Origin of the sequence: Rhodococcus erythropolis R138 (assembly GCF_000696675.2) — a bacterium.
GTDB lineage: Bacteria > Actinomycetota > Actinomycetes > Mycobacteriales > Mycobacteriaceae > Rhodococcus_F > Rhodococcus_F erythropolis.
In genome coordinates this window covers 3,106,056-3,131,929 of sequence record NZ_CP007255.1, presented here as the reverse complement: position 1 = coordinate 3,131,929, position 25,874 = coordinate 3,106,056, and the positions used below count along the sequence as shown (strand labels likewise).

The 25,874-nt window shown below is 60.9% G+C and carries 23 protein-coding genes, 2 tRNA genes and 1 pseudogene; 12 read left to right on the top strand and 14 right to left on the bottom strand.

The genetic code is table 11. The features are described from left to right. Positions 1-9 precede the first annotated feature (9 nt). The 6 genes and pseudogenes from H351_RS14630 to H351_RS14605 all read right to left on the bottom strand — a co-directional run bounded on the left by H351_RS14630 (position 10) and on the right by H351_RS14605 (position 6,371). On the bottom strand, positions 10-927 hold the full coding sequence (locus H351_RS14630; RefSeq protein ID WP_029255623.1) for a carbohydrate kinase family protein: 918 nt from the start codon (positions 925-927) through the stop codon (positions 10-12). Between the two features lie 95 nt (positions 928-1,022). Beyond that, entirely contained in the window at positions 1,023-2,117 is a 1,095-nt protein-coding gene (locus tag H351_RS14625) for an ABC transporter ATP-binding protein (RefSeq protein WP_019748976.1), read from the bottom strand. A 27-nt stretch (positions 2,118-2,144) separates the two neighbouring features. After that, positions 2,145-3,011, bottom strand: coding sequence for a carbohydrate ABC transporter permease (locus tag H351_RS14620; protein WP_020969937.1), 867 nt, complete (start codon positions 3,009-3,011; stop codon positions 2,145-2,147). Then, the gene (locus H351_RS14615; protein ID WP_019748978.1) at positions 3,011-3,961 is read right to left on the bottom strand and encodes a carbohydrate ABC transporter permease; all 951 of its coding nucleotides are present in this window, start codon (positions 3,959-3,961) and stop codon (positions 3,011-3,013) included. The genes H351_RS14620 and H351_RS14615 overlap by 1 nt, the downstream gene beginning before the upstream one ends. Continuing rightward, a pseudogene (locus H351_RS14610) lies at positions 3,958-5,309 on the bottom strand (ABC transporter substrate-binding protein). Before H351_RS14610 ends, H351_RS14615 begins: the two are co-directional and overlap by 4 nt. 63 nt (positions 5,310-5,372) lie before the next feature. Next, positions 5,373-6,371, bottom strand: coding sequence for a sugar-binding transcriptional regulator (locus H351_RS14605; RefSeq protein WP_029255624.1), 999 nt, complete (start codon positions 6,369-6,371; stop codon positions 5,373-5,375). 139 nt (positions 6,372-6,510) lie between these two features. Between H351_RS14605 and H351_RS14600 the strand changes: the two genes are divergently transcribed. Together H351_RS14600 and H351_RS14595 are read left to right on the top strand one after the other, a co-directional pair. Beyond that, on the top strand, positions 6,511-7,521 hold the full coding sequence (locus H351_RS14600) for an NAD(P)-dependent alcohol dehydrogenase (protein ID WP_029255625.1): 1,011 nt from the start codon (positions 6,511-6,513) through the stop codon (positions 7,519-7,521). 7 nt (positions 7,522-7,528) lie between these two features. After that, positions 7,529-9,001: a mannitol dehydrogenase family protein gene (locus tag H351_RS14595; protein ID WP_020969941.1), complete on the top strand. Its 1,473-nt coding sequence runs from the start codon at positions 7,529-7,531 to the stop codon at positions 8,999-9,001. Here the strand turns inward: H351_RS14595 and H351_RS14590 are convergent, their stop codons facing one another. Beyond that, complete coding sequence (locus H351_RS14590; protein ID WP_020969942.1) at positions 9,002-9,520, bottom strand: DinB family protein; 519 nt, start codon at positions 9,518-9,520, stop codon at positions 9,002-9,004. A 243-nt stretch (positions 9,521-9,763) separates the two neighbouring features. On the opposite strand from H351_RS14590, the gene H351_RS32535 reads away from it, so the two are divergent. After that, complete coding sequence (locus H351_RS32535) at positions 9,764-10,105, top strand: hypothetical protein (protein WP_020969943.1); 342 nt, start codon at positions 9,764-9,766, stop codon at positions 10,103-10,105. Between the two features lie 1,170 nt (positions 10,106-11,275). On the opposite strand, the gene H351_RS32105 is transcribed toward H351_RS32535, so the two are convergent. Continuing rightward, the gene (locus H351_RS32105) at positions 11,276-11,992 is read right to left on the bottom strand and encodes an SGNH/GDSL hydrolase family protein (RefSeq protein WP_024487644.1); all 717 of its coding nucleotides are present in this window, start codon (positions 11,990-11,992) and stop codon (positions 11,276-11,278) included. Positions 11,993-12,358: 366 nt separating this feature from the next. Here H351_RS32105 and H351_RS32100 point away from each other — a divergent pair, with 366 nt between their 5' ends. Further along, a complete protein-coding gene (locus H351_RS32100; protein ID WP_029255627.1) occupies positions 12,359-12,730 on the top strand; it encodes a hypothetical protein in 372 nt (123 codons plus the stop codon). Positions 12,731-12,870: 140 nt separating this feature from the next. Next, on the top strand, positions 12,871-13,809 hold the full coding sequence (locus H351_RS14565) for an HTTM domain-containing protein (RefSeq protein WP_029255628.1): 939 nt from the start codon (positions 12,871-12,873) through the stop codon (positions 13,807-13,809). A gap of 827 nt (positions 13,810-14,636) precedes the next feature. On the opposite strand, the gene H351_RS14560 is transcribed toward H351_RS14565, so the two are convergent. Next, a tRNA-Ile gene (locus H351_RS14560) sits at positions 14,637-14,710 on the bottom strand. 177 nt (positions 14,711-14,887) lie between these two features. Here H351_RS14560 and H351_RS32530 point away from each other — a divergent pair. Both H351_RS32530 and H351_RS14550 read left to right on the top strand, forming a co-directional pair. Beyond that, the gene (locus H351_RS32530) at positions 14,888-15,085 is read left to right on the top strand and encodes a hypothetical protein (protein ID WP_003941659.1); all 198 of its coding nucleotides are present in this window, start codon (positions 14,888-14,890) and stop codon (positions 15,083-15,085) included. A 197-nt stretch (positions 15,086-15,282) separates the two neighbouring features. After that, positions 15,283-15,504 carry an HAD-IA family hydrolase gene (locus tag H351_RS14550; RefSeq protein ID WP_020969948.1) on the top strand — a complete coding sequence of 74 codons (222 nt, stop codon included), beginning with the start codon at positions 15,283-15,285 and terminating at the stop codon, positions 15,502-15,504. 56 nt (positions 15,505-15,560) lie between these two features. Here the strand turns inward: H351_RS14550 and H351_RS14545 are convergent. Further along, positions 15,561-15,633 (bottom strand) — tRNA-Asn (locus tag H351_RS14545). Positions 15,634-15,769: 136 nt separating this feature from the next. On the opposite strand from H351_RS14545, the gene H351_RS14540 reads away from it, so the two are divergent. Next, the gene (locus tag H351_RS14540) at positions 15,770-16,021 is read left to right on the top strand and encodes a hypothetical protein (protein WP_003941570.1); all 252 of its coding nucleotides are present in this window, start codon (positions 15,770-15,772) and stop codon (positions 16,019-16,021) included. Position 16,022: 1 nt separating this feature from the next. Here H351_RS14540 and dnaG read toward each other — a convergent pair whose 3' ends face one another. Further along, the gene (dnaG, locus tag H351_RS14535) at positions 16,023-17,942 is read right to left on the bottom strand and encodes a DNA primase (protein ID WP_003941578.1); all 1,920 of its coding nucleotides are present in this window, start codon (positions 17,940-17,942) and stop codon (positions 16,023-16,025) included. Positions 17,943-18,014: 72 nt separating this feature from the next. Here dnaG and H351_RS14530 point away from each other — a divergent pair, with 72 nt between their 5' ends. Beyond that, positions 18,015-19,565, top strand: coding sequence for a serine/threonine-protein kinase (locus H351_RS14530; protein WP_029255629.1), 1,551 nt, complete (start codon positions 18,015-18,017; stop codon positions 19,563-19,565). Between the two features lie 13 nt (positions 19,566-19,578). On the opposite strand, the gene H351_RS14525 is transcribed toward H351_RS14530, so the two are convergent. Then, a complete protein-coding gene (locus tag H351_RS14525; RefSeq protein ID WP_019748992.1) occupies positions 19,579-20,877 on the bottom strand; it encodes a deoxyguanosinetriphosphate triphosphohydrolase in 1,299 nt (432 codons plus the stop codon). A 5-nt stretch (positions 20,878-20,882) separates the two neighbouring features. After that, on the bottom strand, positions 20,883-21,572 hold the full coding sequence (locus H351_RS14520; RefSeq protein ID WP_007731109.1) for a YdcF family protein: 690 nt from the start codon (positions 21,570-21,572) through the stop codon (positions 20,883-20,885). 69 nt (positions 21,573-21,641) lie between these two features. Between H351_RS14520 and H351_RS14515 the strand changes: the two genes are divergently transcribed. Continuing rightward, complete coding sequence (locus H351_RS14515) at positions 21,642-23,708, top strand: TPM domain-containing protein (protein ID WP_029255630.1); 2,067 nt, start codon at positions 21,642-21,644, stop codon at positions 23,706-23,708. Between the two features lie 99 nt (positions 23,709-23,807). Then, positions 23,808-24,545: a polyprenol monophosphomannose synthase gene (locus H351_RS14510; RefSeq protein ID WP_029255631.1), complete on the top strand. Its 738-nt coding sequence runs from the start codon at positions 23,808-23,810 to the stop codon at positions 24,543-24,545. On the opposite strand, the gene H351_RS14505 is transcribed toward H351_RS14510, so the two are convergent. Next, positions 24,520-25,326: a helix-turn-helix domain-containing protein gene (locus H351_RS14505; RefSeq protein WP_029255632.1), complete on the bottom strand. Its 807-nt coding sequence runs from the start codon at positions 25,324-25,326 to the stop codon at positions 24,520-24,522. The two genes, H351_RS14510 and H351_RS14505, sit on opposite strands and share 26 nt — an antisense overlap. Before the next feature lie 137 nt (positions 25,327-25,463). Here H351_RS14505 and H351_RS14500 point away from each other — a divergent pair, with 137 nt between their 5' ends. Beyond that, positions 25,464-25,829, top strand: coding sequence for a nuclear transport factor 2 family protein (locus H351_RS14500; protein ID WP_024487641.1), 366 nt, complete (start codon positions 25,464-25,466; stop codon positions 25,827-25,829). The last annotated feature ends 45 nt before the right edge of the window (positions 25,830-25,874 follow it).

Genomic DNA, 25,874 nt, shown 5'->3' with positions numbered 1-25,874 from the left:
TCCCCAGTGCTAGACGGGCAGGCCCAACTCCCTTGACCACGGCGGATCCGCCCCTGGTCGTGACACGGTGACGGCTGCCGCGCGTGCGGCAAAGGTCAACGCGGCCGACCAATCTGCCTCGGAGAACGCACGCACAACGGCGACGTCGAGTGCATCGTGACGATCAAGGTAGGCCAGCAGGGCTCCGTGAACGGTATCGCCCGCACCGATCGTGTCCGCGACGTCAACTGCGGGCGCCGGCACCGAAACATCGAGTTCCTTGGTGATCAACCGCAACCCGTCACCGCCACGGGTGAGCAGTACGGCGCCGACGCCTTCGTCGAGCCACTCGGCGCCGTCGACCGAACCCAACCACTTCGCGTCGTCGTCGCTCACTTTGAGAATATCGATGGCAGGCAACCACGAACGAAATCGTCGTCGATATGCTTCCGGGTCCGAGATCACCGCCGGACGAATGTTGGGGTCCACCATGGTGAGTCGACCGCGGGCGTGTGCTTCGTGCAGCATGGCTTCGTAAGCGGAGGCCCCGGGCTCGAGCACCAGCGACAGCGTTCCGAACGAGAATGCCCGGGCAGAGGGAAGTTTCGGCAGCGCGAACTGTCGATCCGCCGTTCCCTCGAGGTAGAAGGAATACCGCGCACCTCCGTCCGCTGCAAGGTTCACGACGGCCAGAGTTGTCGGCTCGGACCCACGTTCGACTCCGGTCGTGTCGACATTCGACGCGGCCAGCGAGTCGATCATCCGATCTCCGAACGCGTCGGTGGACAAGCGAGAGACGAATCCCACGTCGGATCCGAGTCGACCCACCGCGATCGCAACGTTGAACGGTCCACCGCCCAACTTGGGTGAGAAGTTCTCCCCCACCGGAACCAGATCAACCAGTCCCTCACCACACACCACGACGGATCGTTCGCGTGTATCACTCATCGGTAGACCCTAACCTTCTCACCAGTCGAAGATGGATGTGACCTGCTCGGCACGAACGAGTTCGGGTGCCGAGCAGGTCACGATTGTGGTGGGATTCAGCTACCCACGCGCTCACCCGTAGTCGGGTCGAAGAGGTGAACAGGACCGTCCACCCGCTCGAAGCCCAGCGTCTGGCCGTACTGCAGCTTCGATCGCCCGCCGGTGCGTGCAACGAGCGAGATCGGGTCGGCTTCGGTTCCAGGCACGTGTGCGTAGATGTACGACTCGTTGCCCAGTTCCTCTACCAGGTCGATCTGAGCTGCGATTCCGTCTCCGGCAGCAACCACCTGGAATTGCTCGGGCCGAATTCCTACTGTGACCGAAGCCAGACCGGCCGCGGCGATTGCCGCCATCTGCTCGCGGTCCAGCGGAACCTCGACGTCGCCGAAACGCACCCCACCCGAACTGACCGGCGCCGTTACCAAGTTCATACCTGGAGATCCGATGAAGCCGGCAACAAACGCATTGGCCGGCCGATCGTAAAGTTCTGTCGGAGAAGCGAATTGTTGCAACTTGCCGCCCTTGAGCACTGCCACGCGATCACCCATCGTCATCGCTTCCACCTGATCGTGCGTGACGTAGACGGTGGTGGTTCCGAGACGACGCTGCAACGCCGCGATCTGCGTGCGGGTCTGGACGCGTAGCTTTGCGTCGAGGTTGGAGAGCGGCTCGTCCATGCAGAACACTTGCGGTTCACGAACGATTGCTCGGCCCATGGCAACTCGCTGCCGTTGACCGCCGGAAAGCTTGGCCGGCTTGCGGTCGAGGTATTCCGTCAGGTCAAGCAGTTTGGCCGCTTCGGCAACTTTCTTCTTACGCTCCTCGACGGGCACACCGCGCATCTTCAACGCGAACCCCATGTTTTCGCCGACGGTTTTATTGGGGTACAGCGCGTAATTCTGGAAGACCATTGCGATGTCGCGATCCTTCGACGGGACATCGGTCATGTCCTTGCCGTTGATGGTGATCGCACCGGAATCGATGTCCTCGAGCCCTGCCAACATGCGCAGGGCCGTGGACTTTCCGGAACCTGACGGACCGACGAGCACGATGAACTCCCCGTCCTTGATGTCAAGATCGAGTGAATCTACAGCGAGGGTCCCGGCACCTTCGTAGATGCAAGACGCTTTCTGGTACGAGATTTCAGCCATGACGAACTCCTGAGAGGGTGAGGAGAATTATTTGATTGCACCGAAGGACAGGCCGCGCACCAGTTTGTTCTGGGCGAACCAACCGGCCAGGATGACGGGCAATGCCGCCATGGTCGCTGCCGCGGAGAGCCGAGCCCAGTACAGGCCCTCGCCGGTGATGAACCCGACCAGGAAGACCGGAATCGTCTGCGCTTGAACAGCTGTCAGGTTGACTGCGAAGAAGAATTCGTTCCACGAGAAGATCACGCAGATCAGCGCAGTCGCAGCAATTCCGGGCGAGATCAGCGGGAGGATCACCTCTCGAACCGAGGTCCACAAACTCGCGCCGTCCATGCTGGCGGCTTCGAGAAGCTCGCCGGGGACTTCGAGAAAGAACGAACGCATCATCCACACTGCGATCGGCAGATTCATCGATGTGTACAAGATGACCAGCGCCCAGATGTTGTCGAGCAATCCGATGTCGTTGACGATCACGTACAGCGGCACGATTGCGGCGACGACTGGGAGCATCTTGGTACTGATGAAGAAGAACAGCACATCCTGCGTCTTCTTCACCGGGCGAAGAGACAATGCAAACGCAGCCGGAACACCCAGTAGCAGAACAAGAATCGTCGACATTCCTGTGGCAAATGCCGAGTTCGCCAGCGTTGTACCCAGACCGGAATCGAGGACGGCACGGAACTGTTCGAGGGTGGGAGTGAAGAACAGCTTCGGCGGGTCCGTGTAGGCGTCTGCCTCGGTCTTGAACGCGGTCAGGACCATCCAGAAGACCGGGAAGAAGAATCCGAGAGCGGCGATCCACGCCACGACCGACCACGGACTGAACTTACTGCTCTTCTTTTTCTTGACGACGGGTTTGTCGGTCGTCGCGCTTGTCGTCTCTACGGCAGTCATCACGCCGCCTCCTCGTTGCCGGTGAAGCTCTTGAAGATCAATCGGAGCGCGAGTGTCGAGACGATGATGGTCGCGATCACTGTCACGACACCCATCGCCGCAGCTTGACCTACGTCGAAGCCGAGGAACGCGCGCTGGTAGATGTAGAACGGCAGATTCGAACTGGCCACGCCGGGCCCGCCCGACGTCATCATGTACACCGCGTCAAAGGTGTTCACGAGGTAGATCGCACCCAGAACTGCACCGAGTTCGATGAAGCGGCGCAGGTGCGGCAGTGTCAGTTCGCGGAACATCGCAAACGGCTTGGCTCCGTCCACCCGTGCGGCTTCGAGGATGTCTCGGGGCATGGACTGCAAGCCGGCCAGAATGAGCAGCATCATGAAAGGCGTCCACTGCCAGATCAGATTGATCATGACGGCGGCGAGCGGAAACTTGCTGACCCAGTCGACCTGGCCGACACCGAACGGCTGGAGGACAAAGTTCACGATACCGAACACCGGGTCGAACATTGTTGTCTTCCAGAGCAACGCGCCAGCGACGGGGGTGATGAGAAATGGCGTGATCAGCAGTGTCCGCACGATCCCGCGACCGAGGAAGGCTCTGTCGAGTAGCAGTGCCAACGCGAGTCCGAGGATCACCGAAACGATGACCGTACCCACGATCATGATGACCGTGTTGACCGCGACTTCCCGAAACTGACTGTCCTTGAAAACCTCGATGTAGTTGTCGAACCCGTTGAAGTGCCGCGATCCCGGCCGGACAAGGTTCCACGACTGCGTCGAGTAGTAGAGGGTGAACAGAAACGGAATCTGGGTGACGACGATCGAAAAGATCAACGCCGGCAACAGGGGACCTCTACGACGCCAACCCTCGGCGCGGGAGATCTTCTTTTCGACACGGACCGGTGGCGCGTCGTCCACCGTAGTTCTGGGCTCGGCAACCGTAGTCATCGGTTCTCCTGATAGGTCTTGCCGACCACCTCGGCATACTGCTGGGATTGTTCGAGTGCTTCTTTCACGCTCTTCTGACCCGCGATGGCAGCACTGATCTGCTGGCTGACGCGAGTGCCCAGGTCCTGAAACTCAGGGATGGTGAGGAACTGGACGCCGGTGTACGGAACCGGTTGCACTGTCGGGTTCTTCGGATCTGCATTGTTGATCGATTCGAGGGTGATCGGACCGAATGCCTGTGCGGCCTCTTGATATTCCGAAATCTCGTAGGTCGATAGGCGACTTCCCGGAGGAACTCTCGACCAGCCGAGTTCGGTTCCGACCTTCTGGATGTAGTCCTTGTTCGTCATCCAGGAAATGAACTTCCAGGCGTCATCTTTGTTCTTTGCCGACTCCGGGATTCCGAGCGCCCAGGTGTAGAGCCAACCAGGATCGGACTTCTCGACCTTGGGGCCTTCGCATATCCGATGTTGCCGACTACCTTCGACGACGCAGGGTCCTCGAGAACCGACACAGCCGACGTCGCGTCGTACCACATCGCCGTGTTGCCTTGCGCGAATTGTGTTGCACATTCACCGAATCCGCTTGTGGCAGGACCTGGCTGACCGTGCTCCTTGACCGTGTCCACGTAGAACTGAACCGCATCCTCGACCTGCGGACTGGTCAACTGCGCATTCCAATTCTCGTCGTACCAGCGTCCACCGAAGGTGTTGATCACGGTGTTCAGCGGTGCGAGTACCTCACCCCAGCCAGGCTTTCCACGCAAACAGATTCCCGCCATCTTGGCATCCGGGTTGTCGAACTGCGCTGCCCAACCTGCAACTTCTTGCCACGTCGGGTCTTCGGGAACTGTTATCCCCGCCTGATCGAACAGATCCTTGCGGTACATCAGGAACGACGACTCCCCGTAGAACGGGACCGCGTACATACTGTCCTCGTATGACAGAGAAGTCTTGATCGACGGTATGAAGTCGTCCTCGTCATAACCGGGCGTCTTGTCTGCATACTCGGACAGGTTCGTGAGCCAACCGTTGGCGGCCCACTGAGGTGTCTCGTAGTTGCTGATCATCACGACGTCGAACTCACCGCCGCCGGTTGCCGTCGACGCTGTGATCTTGGCACGCGCCTGGTTCTCGGAAAGGCTGACGAATTTGAGGTCGATGCCAGGGTTCTCGGCTTCGAAAGCCGGCGCCAGTTTGATGGCGTCCTGCATCTGCGAGTTCGACACCATCGCGATGGTGACTGTTCGTTCGCCGGAACCACCGAGCGCACCAGCGCCCGCACATCCCGACACCAGGAGGCAGAGCGCCGCCGCGGCAGCGCCCCACACTCGTCTTCCTGTTTTCACGGATTACCTTCCTTCACACTTGCGTGTCAGTCGCGCGCTCGGACAGCGAAACTCGTGAGATCGCTAGCCTTCGAGCAGCCACTGGGCGCACTCGACGTCGGTGACGAGTACGTTTGCCAAACCTCCGTGCAATGCGCCCAGAACGGCCTGGCGTTTGTGTGTTCCCCCCGAAATCAGAATCGTCTGATCGCAGGATTTCACTGCATCGAGCGATACGGAGACCGTTCGCTCAGGCAGTGGCCCCTCCACTGGATTGCCGTCGATCGTGTAGAAACGGCCGCCGATTTCACCGACAGCGCCTCGACTTTCCAACTCGTCCAGCATGGTCGAGTCGACGAAGCTACCGGCAAACAAGGTCGTGGCAGTCGAGACGGCACCGACTCCGAAAACCATGATGTCGGAATCAGTTCCGGCTTGCAGCGCCTTCGAGATGACCGAGTCGTTTCGCATCGACTCCACAGTCGCCGGGTCGGCATATAGCGGAGCATTGAGGCGAACAGGATTGGCCTGCAACTGTTGTGCACATCGGCCGATGGTGAAGTCGACACCGGTTTGGTAGTCGGTCACCGTCATGGAGCCGTCAAGTTGTACCACAGCCGAGCACTTCGCCGCCTTGTCTGGCAAAGATCCTGCTACCGCAACGGTTTCCGGACCCCAGGTAAACCCGAGAACGCTCGACGGCTGCAGACGACGAACCAGAACTTCCGCTGCTCGTCGGCCGAGCGCGTCGAAGTCCGGATCGTCCGAGTCCGAATTTGCTTCGGGCACAATCAAAACTTCGGCCAACCCGAAGTGCTTCTCCAGTTTCGATTCCAACTCCGTGTTCACCGAACCTTCGAGCTCCGGCGGCACCATAATCTCGACCCTGACCAAACCTTGCGTCCGCGCCCTGGCCAACAGCCGCCCGGCCGTAGGCCGCGAGACGCCCAACTTCGCTGCAATCTCCGCCTGAGTAGCGCCTTCGAGGTGATACATGGTCGCTGCCCGCAAGGCGAGCCGCACATCCTCGGAAGCCGGCAACTTCGACGACTTGAGTCCTGTGGGCTGAGCCGACTGGTTCACACGGTCTCCTTGTGCATCAGGTTCAAAGTTTCTCGATCGTGAGCAAATGCTCACTAGATGTTCTTATGCTCATTAAGCTAACATCTACGCTGTGACCCACACAACAGTTTCCGGAGAATCCGTCGATCTACCTGCGACAATTCGGGCAAATGTCCTCGTTGAGACCGGAAAGATGCAGATGGTCGAGAGACCACGACCGTCCCCGAAGACGGGTGAAGTCCTCGTTCGCATCCATGCAGTGGGCGTGTGCGGGTCGGACGCGCACTACTTTCACGAAGGTCGCATCGGCCCTTACGTAGTCAACTCACCGCTCGTTCTCGGACACGAAGCATCTGGACGCATCGCCGCAGTCGGTGACGGCGTCGACCCAAGACGCATCGGGCAGCGCGTCTCCATCGAGCCTCAGAAGCCGGATCCGACCAGTTCCGAATCCAAGGCAGGCAGATACAACCTCTGCCCTCAGATGGAGTTCTTCGCGACGCCGCCGATCGACGGTGCGCTGACCGACTACGTCACGATCGGTGCCGACTTCGCCCATCCCATCGCAGATTCCGTGTCCTACGAGGCAGCTGCGCTGTTCGAGCCACTCTCCGTAGGGATCGCCTCAGCCCAGAAAGCGGGAATCACTGCCGGCTCTCGTGTGTTGATCGCCGGCGCCGGCCCGGTAGGAATCGTGACGACGCAGGTGGCCAAGGCATTCGGCGCGACGGAAGTCATCGTCTCGGACATCGATGCGGCCCGGCGTGATGTGGCACTGAAATTCGGCGCAACAACCGTCGTTGATCCTCGTGAAAGCGACGTACGCTCGCTGGCCGTCGATGCGTTCATCGACGCCTCGGGTGCCACGGCCGCAGTGATCGACGGGATTCACGCAGTTCGGCCCGCTGGGACCGTCGTTCTGGTCGGAATGGGTGCCGACGAGATACCGTTGCCGGTCCCGATCATTCAGAATCGCGAACTGATGCTCACCGGAGTGTTCCGATACGCCAACACGTGGCCGATCGCCGCCGCACTGGTCGCTGCCGGGCGCGTCGACCTGGATTCGATGGTCACAGCACGCTTTTCACTCGAACAATCGCAAGAGGCCCTGGTGGCCGATCGCATTCCCGGCAGCATCAAAGCCGTAGTCATCGTCGCCGAAGGAGACTAGAACTTTCATGGAACTCAATACGAAGACCTTGCTCGACTTCGATGCTGCACTCGAAGTGCCGACCTACGACCGGAGCAAAGTCACTACCGGCATAGTGCATTTCGGTGTCGGAGGCTTTCACCGTGCACACCAGGCCATGTACATCGATACCCTCCTGCGACGAGGTGAAGCCTTCGACTGGGGAATCTGCGGAGTGGGAGTGATGCCGTCGGACAAGCAAATGAAAGACGCTCTCCGCGCGCAGGACGGCCTCTACACGCTGGCGCTCAAGCATGCTGACGGAACCCTCCAAGGCCGGGTCATCGGGTCGATCGTCGAGTACCTGTTCGCTCCGGAGGATCCAGAGGCGGTGATCGAAAAGATGGCATCCGAATCGACGAAAATCGTATCTCTCACCATCACCGAGGGCGGATACAACATCTCGCACACCACGGGCGAGTTCGACGCGTCCCATCCCGATGTGATGCACGATCTCGAGCCGGGAACACTCCCCCGCACCACCTTCGGTCTGATTTGTGCGGCACTCGCACTCCGTCGCGACCGGGGCCTCACCCCGTTCACGATCATGAGTTGCGACAACATCGAAGGCAACGGATCGGTCGCCAGGACGGCAGTCGGAGCGTTCGCCGCTCTGAAGGATCCCGAACTTGCGGAGTGGATCGAAGAGAACGGCGCCTTCCCCAACTCCATGGTCGACCGGATCACACCCGTCACGACAGCCGAGGTGACCACCGAGATCGCCGAGACGTTTGGTGTGAACGATCAGTGGCCGGTCGCAGCTGAGCCGTTCACCGCGTGGTTCCTCGAGGACGAGTTCACCTCAGGCAGGCCACCTCTGGAGAATGCCGGCGTCAATCTCGTGCCGGATGTTCGCCCGTACGAACTGATGAAACTGCGCCTTCTCAATGCCAGCCATCAAGGCATCGCGTACTTCGGCTACCTTGCCGGATACCGCCTGGTCCACGAGGCATGCCAGGACGAACTCTTGTCAGGGTTCCTGCTCGACTACATGAATCTGGAAGCGACGCCGACCCTTGATCCGGTACCCGGCGTCGACCTCGATCAGTACAAGAAGACCCTCATCGAACGATTCTCGAACCCCCAGGTCCGCGACACGATTGCGCGTCTGTGCGCCGAGTCGTCCGATCGAATTCCCAAGTGGCTGTTGCCCGTCATCCGGACCCAACTCGACACCGGTGGGTCGATCAACCTGTCCACCGCAATTGTCGCCAGCTGGGCCCGCTACGCCGAGGGCACAGACGAGAACGGAGATCCCATCACCGTCGTCGATCAGCTGTCGGACGCTCTAGTGCCGCTCGCCCAGAAACAGTCGAGCGACCCGTTGGCCTTCATCGGGTACCGCCAAGTGTTCGGCGATCTCGTGGACGATCGCCGATTTGTCGCAAGCTTCCGAAAGACCCTCGACTCGTTGCACTCCGTCGGAGCCAGAAGAACCCTCGAGGAGGTGCGCGGGCTCTGACTACGCCGAGACGTCGTGCAGGTGATGGATCGGATCGTGAATGAAGTAGGCCGCCAACGATTCGACGGTGAACGCCGATCCGTCACTGCGGAGACCCCGTCGTTGGCGGCTACCCTCTGGCACGGTTTCGAAGGCATTCGCGACCTCCGCGGCGGCGTCGGACAATTCCGATGCCACCGTTGCCGGATCTTGGTCGTTGTACCGCTCGGCCTCAGCTGTTGCGTCTTGATCCCAGTTCTCGAATCGCGGATCGTCGAATTCGAGCATCTGTTCCAACCGCACCTTGAAGATCCTGAACACGTCGCGTACGTGGGCGGAATACTCCAGCGCTGACCATGTTTCGGTGTCCGGTCGCTCCGTCACATTCTCGCGCTCCAGTACCTCGGCCCACGAGACGGCATTGCTACGCACAAGATCTGGAACATCCGCGAACGCAACAGCGGACGAATCAAACCCGCACTCGCCGCATGGGCGTTCGAGGACCCAGGTCCAGTTCTTTGTATCCGGGGTGATCGGCATGGATCGAGAATAGTCCGCCAGGGCGGGGTCAGTCTGCTTCGATCGGCCGATGAAGCGAATCATGCTCGGTATTGCGGTTACCTTCGTGCTGACGCTCTCCGCGTGTGGCGCGGAAGTGGGCGCACCCTAGCCGCGCAACAGCAAGAGCAGGCGGTGGTCGTCAATTCACTTCATTCGAGTGCCCGGGGCGAATGTTGATCCGTATTTCCATCATCGTTTGCGGCATCTGGTTTGATTCGAAACATGCGCTCTTCGCTCGCCTTGTCCACTCTCGCTGCCGGCTTGTTGATTGCGGGCTGCGGGTCGCAGACAGTGCAGCAACCCGACACCGCAACGACAACAACCGAAACGGGCGGAACGTGGGTCCGAAGGCTCGAAGTACCAGACTCCGTCGAAAAGATCTGCCAGTCGATACTCGGATTGGCCGAAGAATTGGGACGTACTCCTAGCGATTCCGCGTCACCGATCGATCGAGTCCGCGAATACATGAGCGGACCATACCGCGACTGGAGGGGATTCGACGCTGAGGGGCGTCAGCGCATCCAGGAAGCCTTCGAAGCTGCGGAATCGGGATCTTGCGGTTGAGCAACGCGGGGCGTCCGATTCGCCTATCGCACAACGGAATTACAAACAACGACGTATGAACGTCATTCCGTTCGTGACAAATATTCGTTCGTCAGCGAAGGACCGGCCACTTCGATTTTCCAGGGTTTTCGATTCGTTTTTCGAAGATTCTGTGACGCGTTCGTGGCCGAGGCTTCGGCGAGTCTCGTCGTCCCTCAGGTGAAGGGCGCCGAGTCGACATGTACGCCTTCCGAACGCAGCAAATGCTCGGCCGCACAAATCAACAAGGAGAGGGATTCGTACGAGAGTCCCTCGGTTGCATGCATCAGCCTGTCAGGCGCCGGAATCGACCGGTCGCCCGGGGAATCCTCGGATCTCCGCGCAGAAAGCACGGTCGCGAGTTCTCGTTGATTCACCACCTGACCTGTGCTGTTCGCTCGCTCGAACATGGCATTCAGCCGCTGGACGAGTTCCTCACCTTCAGCTGATCGAATAGTGTTGCCGAACAGCCTGTTTCCATGATCCGCTATGACACCAGGCGCGATCGAGTTCTTGATTGCCACAGTATGTTCTCCGTTACGTTGGTCTGTCAGGTTGATCAGAGGTGCGACCGGGAGCAACTCGCAGAGCCTTGATCTGTGCCACCCAACGGGCGTCGCGTCCATCGACAGCAGACCAATCTCCCCCGGCGCCCATCGGCTTCCGGTAGCGCGACCTCGAAGCCGATGTTCATTTTGCGACTTATCGTTACATATTAACATCAACTGTAACTCTTCGACAAGCACTTTGTTCCGATTGCCCGGTTTGATCACGGGTGGCGCAGAACATCAAGGGTGGCCAACTTGTCGACATGATCTACGCCGCCCCTTCCATCTCCGTTCAGGCTGCAGTGATGGTCGAGCCACCGGCAAGGCACAAGAAACGACATTCCGCCGACGACCTCCCAGCGTAGGTATCGCCGCGCGTGCATCACCTGCGGTGAACTGCGATTCACAAAAGCCGCAACGCGGATAGGGGCGGCGACACAGCCCGCGAGAGCCTTCTTACCCGAACTTTTCCATCACCGTGCGAGGCAGCCGGCCAGCCAAGACTGCGCCCAAAGTCCTCGCTACTGATGACCTAAGTCCGACAATACTTTTCACGAAAAAGAGGACCCCGCGCCTGCGGGGTCCTCTTCGCTTTCCTTCAGAGCTAGAGACCGAGCGAGTGAAGGTGCTCGCTGATCTTCTCGAACATGAGCCTTTGACCTGCCGGCGTGGGATGCATGCCGTCTTCCTTGAGTAACGTCGGGTCCGACAGCCAGTTCTCGGCGAGCGCATCAATGAAAGGCAGCTTGTACTGCTCAGCGGCGGAACGGATTCGATCGTTGACATTGACAGCGGTCTCGGATGGAGGCCGGTTGTCCATGATGGGGCCGATGACGACAACCTTGGCGTGAGGAAGCCGATCTCGTAGCTGCGCATACAACTCCCGAGTCGCATCTCGCACCTCGAGCGGGTACGAAACATCGTTCCGACCGCCGGCGATGATGACGACCTCGGGATTCACCGCAACGACCTGATCAATTTTCGCACCGAACGGTAGCTTGCCTTTTTCCTCGTTTCCCTGGACGTAGCCGGTGCCACCGCTCGCAAAATCTGCCAGGTACCAGCGACGATCGAAGGCGAGCAGCGCCGGCCAATGATCTCCCGTCGTGTTCGGAATCGAGTACGAGTCCCCCAAAATTGCGACCGTGTCGAAGTCGTCGGTAGGGGCATTCAGCGCCGGCGCCGAACTGTCAGGCTGCGATACAGAGGCAGTTGCCCGACTGTCTCGGGATTGCTCGTACGCAAATCCTACGATCACCGCTACGACGGTGAAAACCATGGCACCGATGACGGCGACAGTTCGCTTGTTGGGTTTGGTCACCCCGTAAACATACGGGGTCGAATCATGTTGCCTCTGAGCGAGTGTCAAGCATCTGTCGTTCCGCTTGAATCGGCCATCAACGAAGGAGTGAAATCCCGCTCTCACAGCAGACTGGGGCCAAGCTTGCTGGAAGTTAAGGCGCGGCAAAGCATTCAGGGCACACCGTCCCCCATTCGACGGACCAAAGTCCATTTTCAAATCAACACTGCGACAAGCGGCAATCGCGCAGCTATATTTCGTCGACACTTCAACTACTTTCGGCACATCTGCACGGACGCGCGACAACACCCAGTCCCCTCGCTCGGCAATCCCCTCTATTTTTCTCATTCGAAGAAACCGGCACCAGGTGCCAGGAAGAACGTCGACATGCCGGAAACAGAAGCAAAGCGCAGCAATCGGCGACTGATCGCGATCGCAGCACTCGCAGTCGCACTCCTCGTGCAAGGCGCCTACTCGTTCGGTGTCCGCCCTGAGCCGTACCCGACAATTCGCATGCCCAGCTTCGGTGGCGTGCCCAATGCAGACGGCGAGTTCAGTGGAAGTGGCTTGGATATCACTCTCCATTACACCGACGGATCCACGATCAGTCCCAACCCAGTGGATCTCGCCGGCGATATTCGCTACTCATCCGCGAGAGCATCACTCGATTATGCGTTCCGCCCCAGCGGGGCAGGCGACCGAAACACCCGAACCGCGGACCCTGAATTGGTCGAATGGCTCCGAAACCGCAGCGTCTAAGTCGGAAGTGGTGCCATCCCGGACAGTATCGAGTTCTGCTGGCGCAAAACAATTATCGACATCACCGACGGAACCGATGCGTCAACTGACCCGTGCGAAACGACAAGGGTTGATCTCTGAGTGCCCGTGCGGGAACTCTGTTGTTCCTGCGCGACCACATCGATCAGTTGTGCGAGGCATACCGCGGGGATGCGAGGTTCCTCGCTGTCATTCGAATTCTCTTCGCGCTATATGTGATCGCGTTTCCCATCGACTACACGTGGGCGGGCGAGGTTCCCTCGATTCTGTTTCATCCGCAATCCGGTCCGTTCTCCCTGCTGTCGTCACTACCCTCCGAGAACTTCCTCGTCGGACTCGAGGTCGCCCGATTCATCCTGGCGATCGCCATCTTGGTCGGATATCGAACGACGGCCGCGTCCATCGCAATGACCCTCACGCTCATGACCGGCAGCGGGTTGGTCAATTCCTTCGGCAAGGTCGACCACTTCATTCTTTTCGAAATCTTGCCGGTGGCCATGGCAGCCGCTGGATGGGGCGCCGCATGGTCCCTCGACGCACGACGTTCACGCACACAACGCAAAGCACTTCAAACCCGCGGACTGCCCATGCTCATCTGGGCAGTGACGGTCGCCTACGCCCTGTTTACAGCGGCACTACCCAAAGCTGCGTCGGGCTGGCTGAACCCCGAATTGCAGGCAACCCGGGGCTACGTTGCGCGAGACGTCGCTGACCCCACCAAGCTCGGTCCGCTGACCCACGAACTATTCGACATCCATTCGGAGTGGCTATGGAAAGCACTCGACTACGCCACTGTCTTCGCTGAAGGCTGGTTGATCGTTGCCGTGCTCTTCCCTGTCTTGTTCAGAATCGGGATCGTCGTCTTACTCGGGTTTCACCTTGGGGTTTATCTCGCGTTGGGCATCGAGTTCGACAGCTATATCTTCGTGTATCTGCCGTTCCTGTCGGCACCTGCCGTATGGGTCACCAAGCGAGTCCTGGGCAGAAGGCCCGATATCGGTAGAACGTCGGCGCCGGAAACTCCACGTCAAGTATCTCCGGCCAGTTCGGACGCACCGTAAATCTAATATCCGGGAGCGGACCTTTCCGTCACAGTTCGTGAGTGCCCCAATCACAGGTAGGCGATCCCCAGACTCCCTCAACCTGGGGATCAAACAAACCTACTGTCTCCCAATGAAATTCCGAGAACTTCTACATTCACTGACATTCGGTTCGCAGACGGGCGCCCTAATCGCCAATTCGGCGCCGCCATTCGGACCCCACATCGCGTGTTGAGGGCAGCCGAGCCGCGGGGGGTCGGCTCGACTGCCTGCACCTACACCAGGCGAAGAAGGTTTCGTGCCAGCTATCTGCTTAACCAGCGTGCGTCGACGCTCAGGGGGTCACTGGAACGCATCGTCGTCACCTGTGGGCCGGGCTCGCGTCGGCAGGTACAGACAATTGTTCAGTGACCCCTGAGTTCGATCGTCGAAATCACCTTCGATCGCCGTGCGTAGGTACATCTAGAGCGTGACACTTCGGCTGGTTGAGCACATACGCTGAAATACCTGGATAGGTACCTACTTTTCCTTCGTCTTCCGAGTGGTCGCCATCTCGGTCACGTCCAGAAGCGTTGCACATCCGACACTGTCGGGAAATTGGTCATCTGGATCCGAGACTTTCACCTCATCTGCGATCGACGATCATGATGCGACGATTCGTTGTGTGACCACGAACGCTCGACTCAGACGCAACCGCAGGCGCATTGCCAGGCGATTCAATCCCAACAACGTGTGGGCAACTGTCCTGGTGATTGCACTTTGCGCACTAGTCGCCTTGGCGATCGTCTGCAGCATGATCTTCGACAAAAGTCATTGGGGCTGACCCGCGGGCTCACGGCACCTGAACGTGGGGCGGGCGGGGCTCGAACCCGCGACCAATGGATTATGAGTCCACGGCTCTAACCGACTGAGCTACCGCCCCATCCGGATGCGATGCATCGCGGCGAATCCGAATGTTACCGGCACATCCGACGCGGATCACAATCGGGCAGGCGGTGACGCGTTGCACTCTTTCGAGTCGAGTCTTCCAAGGTTGGTCGGCACAGGAGCGATGAGCCGATACCGTGGGAGTGCACACCCCACGGAACAGGATCACCACATGAAGCTTGCACTGACCGAATTCAAGAACTCGAAGGCCACGATCCGGATCATCATGTCCGACGGCGCGAAGCTGAACGGCACCGTCACCGATTTCACCGAAGACACTCTCGTCCTCAATTCTCCGAATGGTGTCTATTACATCAACCCCAGCCACATCATCCGGCTGTTCGAGCCGTCGGATCGCGCAGCGAAGTAAGCGCACCCGTCAAACAGTTCGACGGTTCCACCGAAAGCCCGACGCAGACACTTGCGTCGGGCTTTGGTGTATCTGTCGCCAATATCTACGCGTCGCGTTCACGGGTGCAGCGGCCATCGGCGTCACTGAAAACGACAACGGGCCTGTCCTGTTGGCCGCCATCGAAAGTGTTGTAACTCCAGTGGCAATCGACAAGCATGTTTTCTCCTGCATGCTCGGAGCTACCAAACCCGACCCCTGCGGCCTTCCTGGCTGCGCTGGAGTTTCTCGATGCGCGTCCACAGCAGACCTTCTTCGTCGACGACAACCCGGTGAACGTCCTCAGCGCTCGACGGCTGGGAATTCTCGCAGAACAAGCAAACAAAGCGGCAGACGTCGGATCGGCACTTCGATCGGTGGGTCTGCTGCAAACGCACTAGCGGCGACGAATACAAGAAAGCCCCCCACCCGATTTCTCAGGTGAGGGGCTTTGCTGCTCCCCCGGCTGGACTCGAACCAGCAACCGTCCGATTAACAGTCGGAAGCTCTGCCAATTGAGCTACAGGGGATTGTCTTGCTCGCTTCGCCCGTTCCGGCGTTGCCTGAGAAACTGTAGCGAATCCTCCACCGAAGTACCAAATCGCCTGCCCAGCGAGTCATCAGGCAGGATGGAGTCAGGACGATCGGTGCTGGAGGGAAGCAGGAATGATGCGTTTGTTGATCGGTGTTGCAGCTGGGTACGTCCTGGGAACCAAAGCGGGCCGCGCACGATACGAGCAGATCAGCCGGGCCGCGAAGGCGGTGGCCACTAGTCCGGCCACAAAGAAGGTGTTGGACGCGTCACGGCAGAAGCTGGCCGACTCACTGAGTACTCAGCCCAAGCTCGAGCCGATGAAGCCGATCAACGAGGAGACCACGATTCTGGTCCCCCACGACCAGTTGAAGAAAAACCGCTAGGTCAGACGCTTTGGTCGCCGACAGCCTGCTCACGCAGCTGTCGGCGATACTGCTCCAGCGCCACGAGGTCTCCGAACAGTGAGTTGTACTCCTCCGGGGCCGCAGCAGGTGAAACGCGCTGAAGCTTGGATTTGAGGTCGGCAACCTGCTCGCCCACCCACGCTTCCTGCAGTCGTGCGAGCACTCCGTTGATGTAGCGCGGAACCGTGTCTTCGTCGCACGGCATCGGTTCGACGGCCAGCTCAGATACAACCGAGGCCACCGTCATGTCCTCGACGCCCTTGGTGACGACTTCGATCCACTCGGCGCCACCGAGCCCCTTGCTCGTTCCACCGGCGTCAGCCATTGCCTGTCTGATGACAACGTAGGCGGGGTGGGTGAATGTCTCGGGAGGCAACGAGTCGAAGACACTGCCGGCGATGCCAGGGTGCTGCAATGCGGCCTTGAGGACAGCTCGCTGCGTCGAGAGCGCCGGATCGTTGGGCCGGGGCCTGGAAATTCCGATCGGCAGCGCGAGCGCATCGGCAGCAGGTGCCTCGACAACCTGACGACGCTTGGGCGCCGGCGAAGATCCGCGCGTCGACGCCCGTTTGCGAGCTTCGTCACGCACTCGTCGTCGAACCGACGGAAGATCGTCCCAACCGACCCATCCGCACAACAGATTCGCATAGCTGTCGCGCAGAGTTGATTCCTTGATCTGCGCAACGACGGGAACGGTACGACGCAGTGCCTCGACGCGACCTTCAGCGGTCTCCAGATCGTGTTCGGTGAGGATGGACTTCACCACGAACTCGAACATCGGAGTGCGCCGTGCCACGAGGTCGCGAACGGCGGCGTCACCAGACTTCAGACGCAAGTCGCACGGGTCCATTCCATCGGGCGCGACGGCGACGAACGTCTGCCCGGCCATCTTCTGATCACCCTCGAACGCCTTCATCGCAGCGGCCTGCCCTGCGGCATCACCGTCGAAGGTGTAGATGATCTCACCGCGAAAGTAGCTGTCGTCCATCAGGAGTCGGCGGAGCATCGCAAGGTGCTCCTCACCGAAGGCGGTTCCGCACGAAGCGACGGCAGTCTTGACGCCGGCCAAGTGCATCGCCATGACGTCGGTGTAGCCCTCGACGACTACTGCCTGGTGTCCCTTGGCGATGTCGCGCTTGGCGAGGTCCAAGCCGAACAAGACCTGAGACTTCTTGTAGAGAATCGTTTCCGGCGTGTTGACATACTTACCCGGCATGGTGTCGTCGTCGAAAAGCTTGCGGGCACCGAAGCCGATGACGTCACCGGCGACGCTGCGGATCGGCCACAGAAGACGGCGATGGAACCGGTCGATCGGACCTCGTCGCCCCTCTTTGGACAGCCCGGCTGCTTCGAGTTCCTTGAATTCGAAGCCCTTGGACATCAAGTGTTTTGTGAGAGTGTCCCAACCTTCGGGCGCGTATCCACACCCGAACTGCAGTGCTGCGGCACCGTCGAAGTTTCTCTCGGTGAGGTAGTCGCGAGCCGCCTGGGCATCGGGTTCGCGCAGACGAGCGGCGTAGAACTCCTGAGCCGCCGCGTTTGCTGCGATCAAGCGTGCACGAGTGCCGCGATCGCGCTGAACGGACGGCCCACCACCCTCGTACGAAATCGTGTAGCTGAGCCGATCCGCCAACTGCTCGACAGCCTCGACAAAGCTGATGTGATCCATCTTCTGCAGGAACGAGTACACGTCCCCGCCCTCACCGCAGCCAAAGCAGTGGTAGAGGCCGTGGTTGGGTCGCACGTGGAACGACGGCGACTTCTCGTCGTGAAAGGGACACAGACCTTTGATCGAATCGCCACCGGCACGCTTGAGTGAAACGTATTCACCGACGATGTCCTCGATGCGAGTGCGTTCGCGAATGGCCGCGATGTCTCTGTCAGAAATTCGGCCCGCCACGTACATCAGTCTAGGCGGTCCCCCGGCACCTCCTGACAACGATATGTTGATGGCCGACTCTGCACCGCAGCGATGGGACCGACGATGACTGAAAACGCCTCGAGCTCGCACGAAGGGCGATCAGGAACCCGATTCGGCGTGTACGAGTTGCGTCGCCTCCTCGGCCGAGGCGGAATGGGTGAAGTGTACGAGGCGTACGACACCTCGAAGGATCGCCTGGTCGCACTCAAGTTGCTCCATCGCGAACTTGCGGCCGACCCGTCATTCCAGGCTCGTTTCCGCCGAGAATCTCGCACCACCGCCGCCTTGAACGAACCGCACGTGATCCCGGTACACGACTGGGGCGAGATCGACGGAGTCCTCTTCATCGACATGCGTTTGGTCGAAGGTCATACGTTGCGCGCCGAGTTGGCCGAATTCGGCCGACTCACGCCTGTACGAGCCGTCGACATCGTCTCGCAAATCGCCTCGGCGTTGGACGCCGCACATGCCCGCGGGCTCATCCATCGCGACGTCAAACCAGACAACATCATTCTCACGAACAACGGCTTCGCCTACCTCGTCGACTTCGGAATCGCATACTCACAGACGGACACGAAGATCACCACCGAGGGAAGCGCAGTCGGTTCCTATGCGTACATGGCGCCGGAGCGGTTCGGAATCGAAACGCCGACGGCCGCAGCGGATGTCTATTCCCTGGCTTGTGTCCTCTACCAATCACTCACCGGAACAACACCTTTCAACACCACAAGCATCGAGCATCTGGTCAATTCGCACCTGAACGCTCCGCCGCCACGCCCCACACTGACAGTTCCGTCGCTCCCGCAAGGTTTTGACGCCATCGTGGCTCGCGGCATGGCAAAGGATCCCGCACACCGCTATCCGACTACGGGAGCGCTCGCACTCCAAGCGCGGCAGGCCCTCTCGACGACCGACACCCCCGGTTCCGCCGGCGGATTGCACCCCACGATCGTCGGGCCGCCCATCTACACCACGGCGAATCCCGCTCACGGGAACTACACGCACATCGCGACAAAGACCAAGCGAAACCGAGCCCCGATCGCGATCGGTGCGGCTGGAGTTGCACTCGTTCTGGCCGCAGGAGGCACGGCGGCCTGGGTAATGCTGGGGAACTCGGGACCCGAATCACCCACCACTGCAGCAGCTTCCATCTCCACGTCGGCACCGGCACCCACTCAGGAGCCGGCCAGAACGCCCAAGCTCGAGCCGCTACCCACCGCCGGACTGCAGGCGACCACGACCACCCGGGCGTCGAACCCGTCCGCGAGAAATGGCGACCTCAGGGTCAGCAAGCCGATCACCGTCCCCTCGTGCAAAGGAACCGGAATCGTGGTGTTGGCCAATGCCACCGATCCGGCAACGTACGCCAGCGAGATCCAGAACTACCTCGACGCGTTCCCCGGCTCGAAATACCTACGCACAGACCAGTCCTGCCCGTCACTGCGTCAAGTCTCCGATTCGGGGACGGCGATCTACACGGTGTATCGCGAATCCGGGAACACCGAGTCGAAGATCTGCAAGGACGTTCGCGCAGCAGGCGGCGACGCTTACGGCAAGTGGCTCGATACCACTACCGACCCGTCGACGCGGATGACCTGCTGAAGGCGTAAGCGGCTCAGCCCCAGCTGGCCTGCGCGCCCAGGCTCGCTTTGTCCACCCGTTCCAGCCGACTCTCCGTGTACGACGCGATCTGATCCACCACTACCCGGACCCGAGCACCGTCGTCCGCGGCGCGTTCCCACGCGGGCAGCAGGATCGGATCGAGCCCGGCCGGCGCAGTCGCCAGCAGCCATTCCGCGACGCGATGAACACGATCACGCTGCCGATCCTGACGCGCCTTGTGTCCGGCGTCGGACATCACGTAGTACAGCGCCACGGTCTTGAGCAACGCCACCTCGGATGCGACGGCCTCGGGTATGTCGAGGTCGGCTTGATACCGCGAGAGGGGTCGGTCACCGTGTGTCAGCCGGGTGCTGGCGATCGCTGCGGTGGCGAAGCGACCCACCAATTCACTCGTGAGATTCTTCAACGCGACGGAACTTCCGAGTGTTCCGTCGAAACTTCCGACCCCGCGTACGACGGGGAGTTCGGACAACCGTTGAGCGGCGTCGATCAGATCGTCGACTACCAATCCCCGAAACTCGGAGGCCCCCAGTTCTGCCAGTGCGCGCTGCTCGGACGGATCGGCAAGCGAGCGCAGGTCGATACGGCCTGCGATCACCCCGTCCTCCACGTCGTGCACGGAATACGCGATGTCGTCGGCCCAGTCCATGACCTGAGCTTCCAGGCATTGCCGACGCTCGGGCGCCCCCTCTCGAACCCAGGCGAGCACCTCTGCGTCGTCGTCGTATGCCCCGAACTTCGCGCCGGGCTGCGGCCGTGTCCAGGGGTACTTGATGGCTGCGTCGAGTGATGCCCTGGTGAGATTGAGGCCGGCACTCAGACCGTCGGGGCGCAGGATCTTGGGTTCGAGGCTGGTCAATATCCGCAGATTCTGCGCGTTGCCCTCGAAACCTCCGCAGTCCTTGGCGACTTCGTCCAGGGCCTTCTCGCCGTTGTGACCGTACGGCGGGTGCCCGATGTCGTGCGCGAGACCGGCGAGGTCCACCAGGTCCGGATCGCAACCGAGTCCGTCGGCGATCCCTCGCCCGATCTGTGCGACCTCCATCGAGTGCGTCAACCGCGTGCGAGGTGTGTCACCGTCGCGCGGGCCGACAACCTGGGTCTTGTCGGCCAAGCGCCGCAAAGCCGCGGAGTGTTGGACACGCGCCCGATCTCGCGAGAAGTCCGAACGATGCTGCGCCGCTGCGATCTGCGAACCCGGCAACCCCGCACGCTTCGGCGCCTCGACGACACGACGTTCGAGGTCGTGTTCGGAGTATGTGCCGCCTCCGTAGGTGGTGTGAGCTGTCATGGTCTCTATTGCCCTGCCGTGTAGGGGAAGTCTGCCGAGAAGTGCGTGAGCTGATACCAGAGCAGCGCGCCGGTTTCGCGAGCGATTCCGTGCAACTGGGATTCGCGGGTGAAGACAGCCGGGCCCTGACGAGTAGGTGCGGTCCACGCCTGGAGTCCTGTGTCGCGGGCCATCGTCCGCGTTCGCAAGGAGTGCCACGGGTCACTGACCAGGACAGCGGAATTGATTCCCTGCGAGGACATCTCGGCGCTCACCGCGTCGATACTGAGAAGTGTGTCCGAACCGGTCTCCACAGCAGTGATCGCACTCGACGGAATTCCGCGATCGGTCAGATACATCTTTCCCGACGCCGCTTCGGTGTACTCGTCACCTTCTTGTTTACCGCCGACAGTGATGATCTGCGGCGCCACTCCGCGCTTGTACAGCTTGTACGCCTGCTCGAGTCGGGCCTCGAAGACGGACGACGGAGTGCCGGAATACTGAGCCGCGCCCAGAACGACTATCGCGTCGGCCGGCCGCGTGTCGTCGATGCGCGCCACCTGCCACACCCGGAACGCAGTACCCCCGACCAGAACCACGGCCATCAACACGGCACCGGCGATCAGTCGGCGCGTCCAGCGAGCCAATCCTGCCCCGAAGCCGCCCGCCCGTGAGGGTGATGGGTCGTGGGGGCGGTTACCGAAAGCAGGTTTCACTCCCGCAATTCTGCCAGTTCGCGGCGATCACCTCCGATGCCGACGCGCCACAACGGATAGATTTGCGTCATGGCCCTCGCACCACACTTCGCGCAGTTGTCCTCGGTAGAGCAGAGTCGGACAATCACCCGACCCGTTCGCCGTCGGGGAAGCGCCGCCGCCGTCGCGGCGATTTTCGCTTTGCTGGCGCTCGTCTTCAGTCCTGCGCTCGCCTCGGCAGACGCCCCGATGGTGTTGCCGAATCACATCACCGACACCTCCGGGGTTCTCGACGCCGGACAACGCAGCGACATACAAGCCGCGATCGATCAACTCAGCGAGGACCACCAGATCGATCTGTGGGTCGCGTTCGTCCCCGATTTCAACAACCTGGGTGGCCAGGCGTGGGCACAGCAGACAGCCACGAAGTCGACGCTGAGTACCAAGTCCGTCCTGCTTGCAGTTGCCACGGCGGAGCGTGCTTACTACCTCGACGTCCCCGCTGAGCTGAGCAACATCACCGATTCCGACATCGAATCGATCAATTCCGACGCGGTGGAACCGGCTCTTGCCGAGGATGATTGGACCGGCGCGGCAATTGCTGCAGCTGGAGCACTCGGCGACGCGAACAACACGAGCGGCGGAATGGGAGTCGGAACACTCCTCATCGCGGGCGGCGCTGTGGTGGTCGGGACGGGCGGCGTGGTCCTGTACTCACGTAAGCGCAAGAACGACAAGAACAAGGCAAGCGTCGAAGCCGCGAAGAACATCTCCCCCGACGACATCGCCAGCCTCAACGCACTCCCGCTGCCGACGCTCGACGAACGCGCGAAGGAGATCCTCGTCGAGACGGACAACGCGATCGCCGGCAGCCAGGAGGAGCTCGATCTGGCCCGCAGCGAGTTCGGAGATTCCGCCGTCGCACCCTTCTCGGCAGCATTCGACAAGGCCAAGGCCACCCTCGCCGAAGCCTTCGCGATCAGGCAGCGACTCGACGACGCCATCCCGGAAACTCCCGATCAACGCCGCCAGATGCTGATCGACATCATTTCCTCGTGCGGTCGAGCCGACCAAGAACTCGAAGCTCGCGTCGAGGAGTTCGACGGGCTTCGCGACCTTCTCATCAACGCCCCCGCACGTCTCGATGCGTTGACGCAGAGTGTTGTTTCTCTCAGCGTGCGCTTGCCCGAATCCGAGGCGATTCTGACCAAATTGAAGGATCAGTTCCCCGCGCCGACGCTGGCATCTGTCGTGAACAACGTCACCATGGCCAGCGAACGCCTGACGCTCGCCGAGAAGTCGATCGAGGAAGGCCGCGATGCCACCGCGCTGCCGGCCGGTAAGCAAGGCGCTGCCGTCACCGCGATTCGCACTGCCGAAGCGGCTCTCGATCAGGCACGCAAACTACTCGACGGCGTCGATCACGCCGCCGACGACATCCGAAACGCCATCGCGACTCTTCCGTCCGCGATGGACGACGTCCAGCAGGGCATCACTGCTGCGGACGCTTACCTGGCGCAGGGCGGGCAGAAGTTGGCGGACGCGAAGGCCGCAGCCCAGGCAGCGTTGGCGAATGCTCAGACGTCGAAGGACAGCGATCCGCTGACAGCCTTCAACCAGATCGTCGCGGCCGACGCCCAACTCGACGCGCTGCTTGCCGACGCTCAGGAGCAGAAGCAGCAGCTCGAACGTGCACAGCAGCGCCTTGCCCAGGACATTCTGGCCGCACAGGCTCAGGTGACCGCTGCAGGCGACTTCCTCGGAACCAGGCGCGGCGCGATCGGGGCGGAGGCGCGCACTCGCTACGCAGAGGCTCAGCGGCACCTGCAGGCGGCCCAGCAATTGCAGGCTGCGGATCCGTCCAAGGCACTGCAACACGCCCAGGCCGCGACCACCTTGGCGACGCACTCACTTCGCGCCGCGCAGAACGACGTCAACACCTGGGAAGCAAACCAACGACCCCGCGGTGGCGGCGGCGATGCGACGGGAGCGATCCTCGGCGGCATCCTGATCAACAGCATTCTGCGAGGTGGCGGCGGGCCCCGTTCGTACGGCGGACCGAGCAGCAGTGGACGCTCAGGTCGCGGTGGCGGCGGCGGTGGTTTCGGCGGTGGCGGCGGCGGCCGAACCAGTCGAGGCGGCGGCGGCCGGTTCTGACGGATCCTGTCGAGGTAGTAAAATCCCTACTTTGTTCACGACCGCACTCGTCGTACGCTTCATCCGGCAAGTCGGGATCACAGATCATACGAAGGTGTTATGGAAAGCGTCGCCCCGCAGATAACCGTCGTTGTACCTACATACAACGAGCGTGAGAACCTGCCAAAGCTCGTCGATCGCCTCGCCGCGTTGAAGATCCCGAACCTGCACGTCCTCGTGGTCGATGACAACTCCCCCGACGGCACGGGCGAGGTTGCGGACAAGTTGGGTATCGATGGTCCCATCCCGGTCGGAGTGCTTCACCGCACGGTCAAGGACGGACTCGGCCGTGCTTACGTCGCGGGCATGAGCCGGGCTCTGGCGGAGAACGCCGACATCGTCATTCAGATGGACGCGGATCTCTCCCATCCGTCCGAAGCGATCCCCGCCATGATCGAGATCCTCACCACTACCGATGCGGCAGTCGTTCTCGGCTCCCGTTACGTCGAAGGTGGCGCAGTTGCCGGCGACTGGCCGTGGCATCGCAAGGCTTTGTCCGCCTGGGCGAACTTCTACGTCAACGCTATTCTGCGACTGCACGTCAAGGATGCAACTGCAGGCTTCAAGGCGTGGCATGCGCAGACCTTGCGCGACATCGACGTCGAATCGGTGCAGAGCAACGGCTACGCGTTCCAGGTCGAGATGAACTACCGAGTTGTTCAGCGCGGCATGAAGATCGCCGAAACGCCAATCCGCTTCGAGGAACGCACCGAAGGTGTCTCCAAGATGAGCCTCTCGGTTCAGTTGGAGTCCGCTCTGGTGCCGTGGAAGCTCAAGTTCGGCAAGAAGTCTCTCTGACCTGCGCGGCTGATCGAAAATAATCGGCGGTCTGCGTGTCCGACGGGTAGAACGACTCAATCGCGATCTCTGCGAGCGTGACGTCGCGCGGCGTACCGAACACGGTGGTGGTGCTGAACATCGCCAATTCGGTATCGCCGGCGCGTACACGCAACGGAACCAGCAGGGAATTCGCGCGGTCGTCGTGCCAGTCTCCGCCGCTCGGATAGGTGCGCAACTCGTCGAGCAACGACGCCAACTGCGCATCCGCACTGACCTCCACTTCCCGCGCCAACCTGGCGAGCAGGTGGGTCCGCCACTGCGCGAGGTTCACGATCCGCGGCGCCATGCCCTCGGGATGCAAACTCAAACGCAATACGTTCACCGGTGGTTCCAGGAGGAATTCAGCGGCCCCCTCGGTCAGGATTCTCACGGCCTGGTTCCCGGCGATCATCTCCCATTGCTGATCGACCACCACGGCCGGATAAGGGTCATGCGCGTCGATGATGCGATCGATGGCCTCGCTCACCGCTGACATCGGCGCTTCCACCAACGATTTTTGCGAGTACTCCGGTGAGTGGCCACTTGCCAGCAGAAGCGTGTTCTGTTGTCGTAGAGGAACATCCAGACATTCGGACAGGTGAAGGATCATGTCCCGGCTGGGTTTGGAGCGGCCGGTTTCAATGAAGCTCAGGTGCCTGGTCGACACTCCTGCCGCTGCCGAGAGACCTAACTGAGTGAGCCTTCGCCGCTCCCGCCACCGCTTGAGTTCGGTGCCAACGTCCATCGTCTCGAAGGTCATTCTTTCAAGTTAGCGACCCGAGGTAGCCGAGACCATGACCTCGGAGGTAATCGACCCGAAGCAGTTTCGGAGGAACAGTGGTCTCAGCCGGCGAGACCGCCGGACGTTCACCACCGGAACTGATCAAGGGAGCGACCATGAGCGACTTCGACGCAATCGCCGACGCCTATATCGACATGTGGAACGAAACAGATACCACCGCCCGTAGAGCACGGATCGAGCAATTGTTCGCACCCGGCGGCCGCTACACCGATCCGCTCGCGGACGTCACCGGACACGATCAGATCGACGCGATGATCAACGCTGTGCAGCAACAATTTCCGGGCATGCACTTCACCCTCATCGGGCCGGTGGACGCGCACCACCGACAGGCTCGATTCGGTTGGGCTCTCGGCCCGGCGGGGGCCGAGTCACTGATCGACGGGTTCGACGTACTCGAACGCGACGACGACGGCCGGGTGACGCTTGTCCTCGGGTTTCTCGACAAGGTACCTACGGCCTGAATCGGGACTACCACCGACAGCGTTCGCCACGAAGGCTGTCGGTGG

What these genes read in the sequence shown, in the direction of transcription:
- H351_RS14630 (WP_029255623.1), bottom strand. Translation starts at nt 927, where the DNA reads ATGAGTGATACACGCGAACGATCCGTCGTGGTGTGTGGTGAGGGACTG.
- H351_RS14625 (WP_019748976.1), bottom strand. Translation starts at nt 2,117, where the DNA reads ATGGCTGAAATCTCGTACCAGAAAGCGTCTTGCATCTACGAAGGTGCC.
- H351_RS14620 (WP_020969937.1), bottom strand. Translation starts at nt 3,011, where the DNA reads ATGACTGCCGTAGAGACGACAAGCGCGACGACCGACAAACCCGTCGTC.
- H351_RS14615 (WP_019748978.1), bottom strand. Translation starts at nt 3,961, where the DNA reads ATGACTACGGTTGCCGAGCCCAGAACTACGGTGGACGACGCGCCACCG.
- H351_RS14595 (WP_020969941.1), top strand. Translation starts at nt 7,529, where the DNA reads ATGGAACTCAATACGAAGACCTTGCTCGACTTCGATGCTGCACTCGAA.
- H351_RS14590 (WP_020969942.1), bottom strand. Translation starts at nt 9,520, where the DNA reads ATGCCGATCACCCCGGATACAAAGAACTGGACCTGGGTCCTCGAACGC.
- H351_RS32535 (WP_020969943.1), top strand. Translation starts at nt 9,764, where the DNA reads ATGCGCTCTTCGCTCGCCTTGTCCACTCTCGCTGCCGGCTTGTTGATT.
- H351_RS32100 (WP_029255627.1), top strand. Translation starts at nt 12,359, where the DNA reads ATGCCGGAAACAGAAGCAAAGCGCAGCAATCGGCGACTGATCGCGATC.
- H351_RS32530 (WP_003941659.1), top strand. Translation starts at nt 14,888, where the DNA reads ATGAAGCTTGCACTGACCGAATTCAAGAACTCGAAGGCCACGATCCGG.
- H351_RS14550 (WP_020969948.1), top strand. Translation starts at nt 15,283, where the DNA reads ATGTTTTCTCCTGCATGCTCGGAGCTACCAAACCCGACCCCTGCGGCC.
- H351_RS14540 (WP_003941570.1), top strand. Translation starts at nt 15,770, where the DNA reads ATGATGCGTTTGTTGATCGGTGTTGCAGCTGGGTACGTCCTGGGAACC.
- H351_RS14530 (WP_029255629.1), top strand. Translation starts at nt 18,015, where the DNA reads ATGGGACCGACGATGACTGAAAACGCCTCGAGCTCGCACGAAGGGCGA.
- H351_RS14525 (WP_019748992.1), bottom strand. Translation starts at nt 20,877, where the DNA reads ATGACAGCTCACACCACCTACGGAGGCGGCACATACTCCGAACACGAC.
- H351_RS14515 (WP_029255630.1), top strand. Translation starts at nt 21,642, where the DNA reads ATGGCCCTCGCACCACACTTCGCGCAGTTGTCCTCGGTAGAGCAGAGT.
- H351_RS14510 (WP_029255631.1), top strand. Translation starts at nt 23,808, where the DNA reads ATGGAAAGCGTCGCCCCGCAGATAACCGTCGTTGTACCTACATACAAC.
- H351_RS14505 (WP_029255632.1), bottom strand. Translation starts at nt 25,326, where the DNA reads ATGACCTTCGAGACGATGGACGTTGGCACCGAACTCAAGCGGTGGCGG.
- H351_RS14500 (WP_024487641.1), top strand. Translation starts at nt 25,464, where the DNA reads ATGAGCGACTTCGACGCAATCGCCGACGCCTATATCGACATGTGGAAC.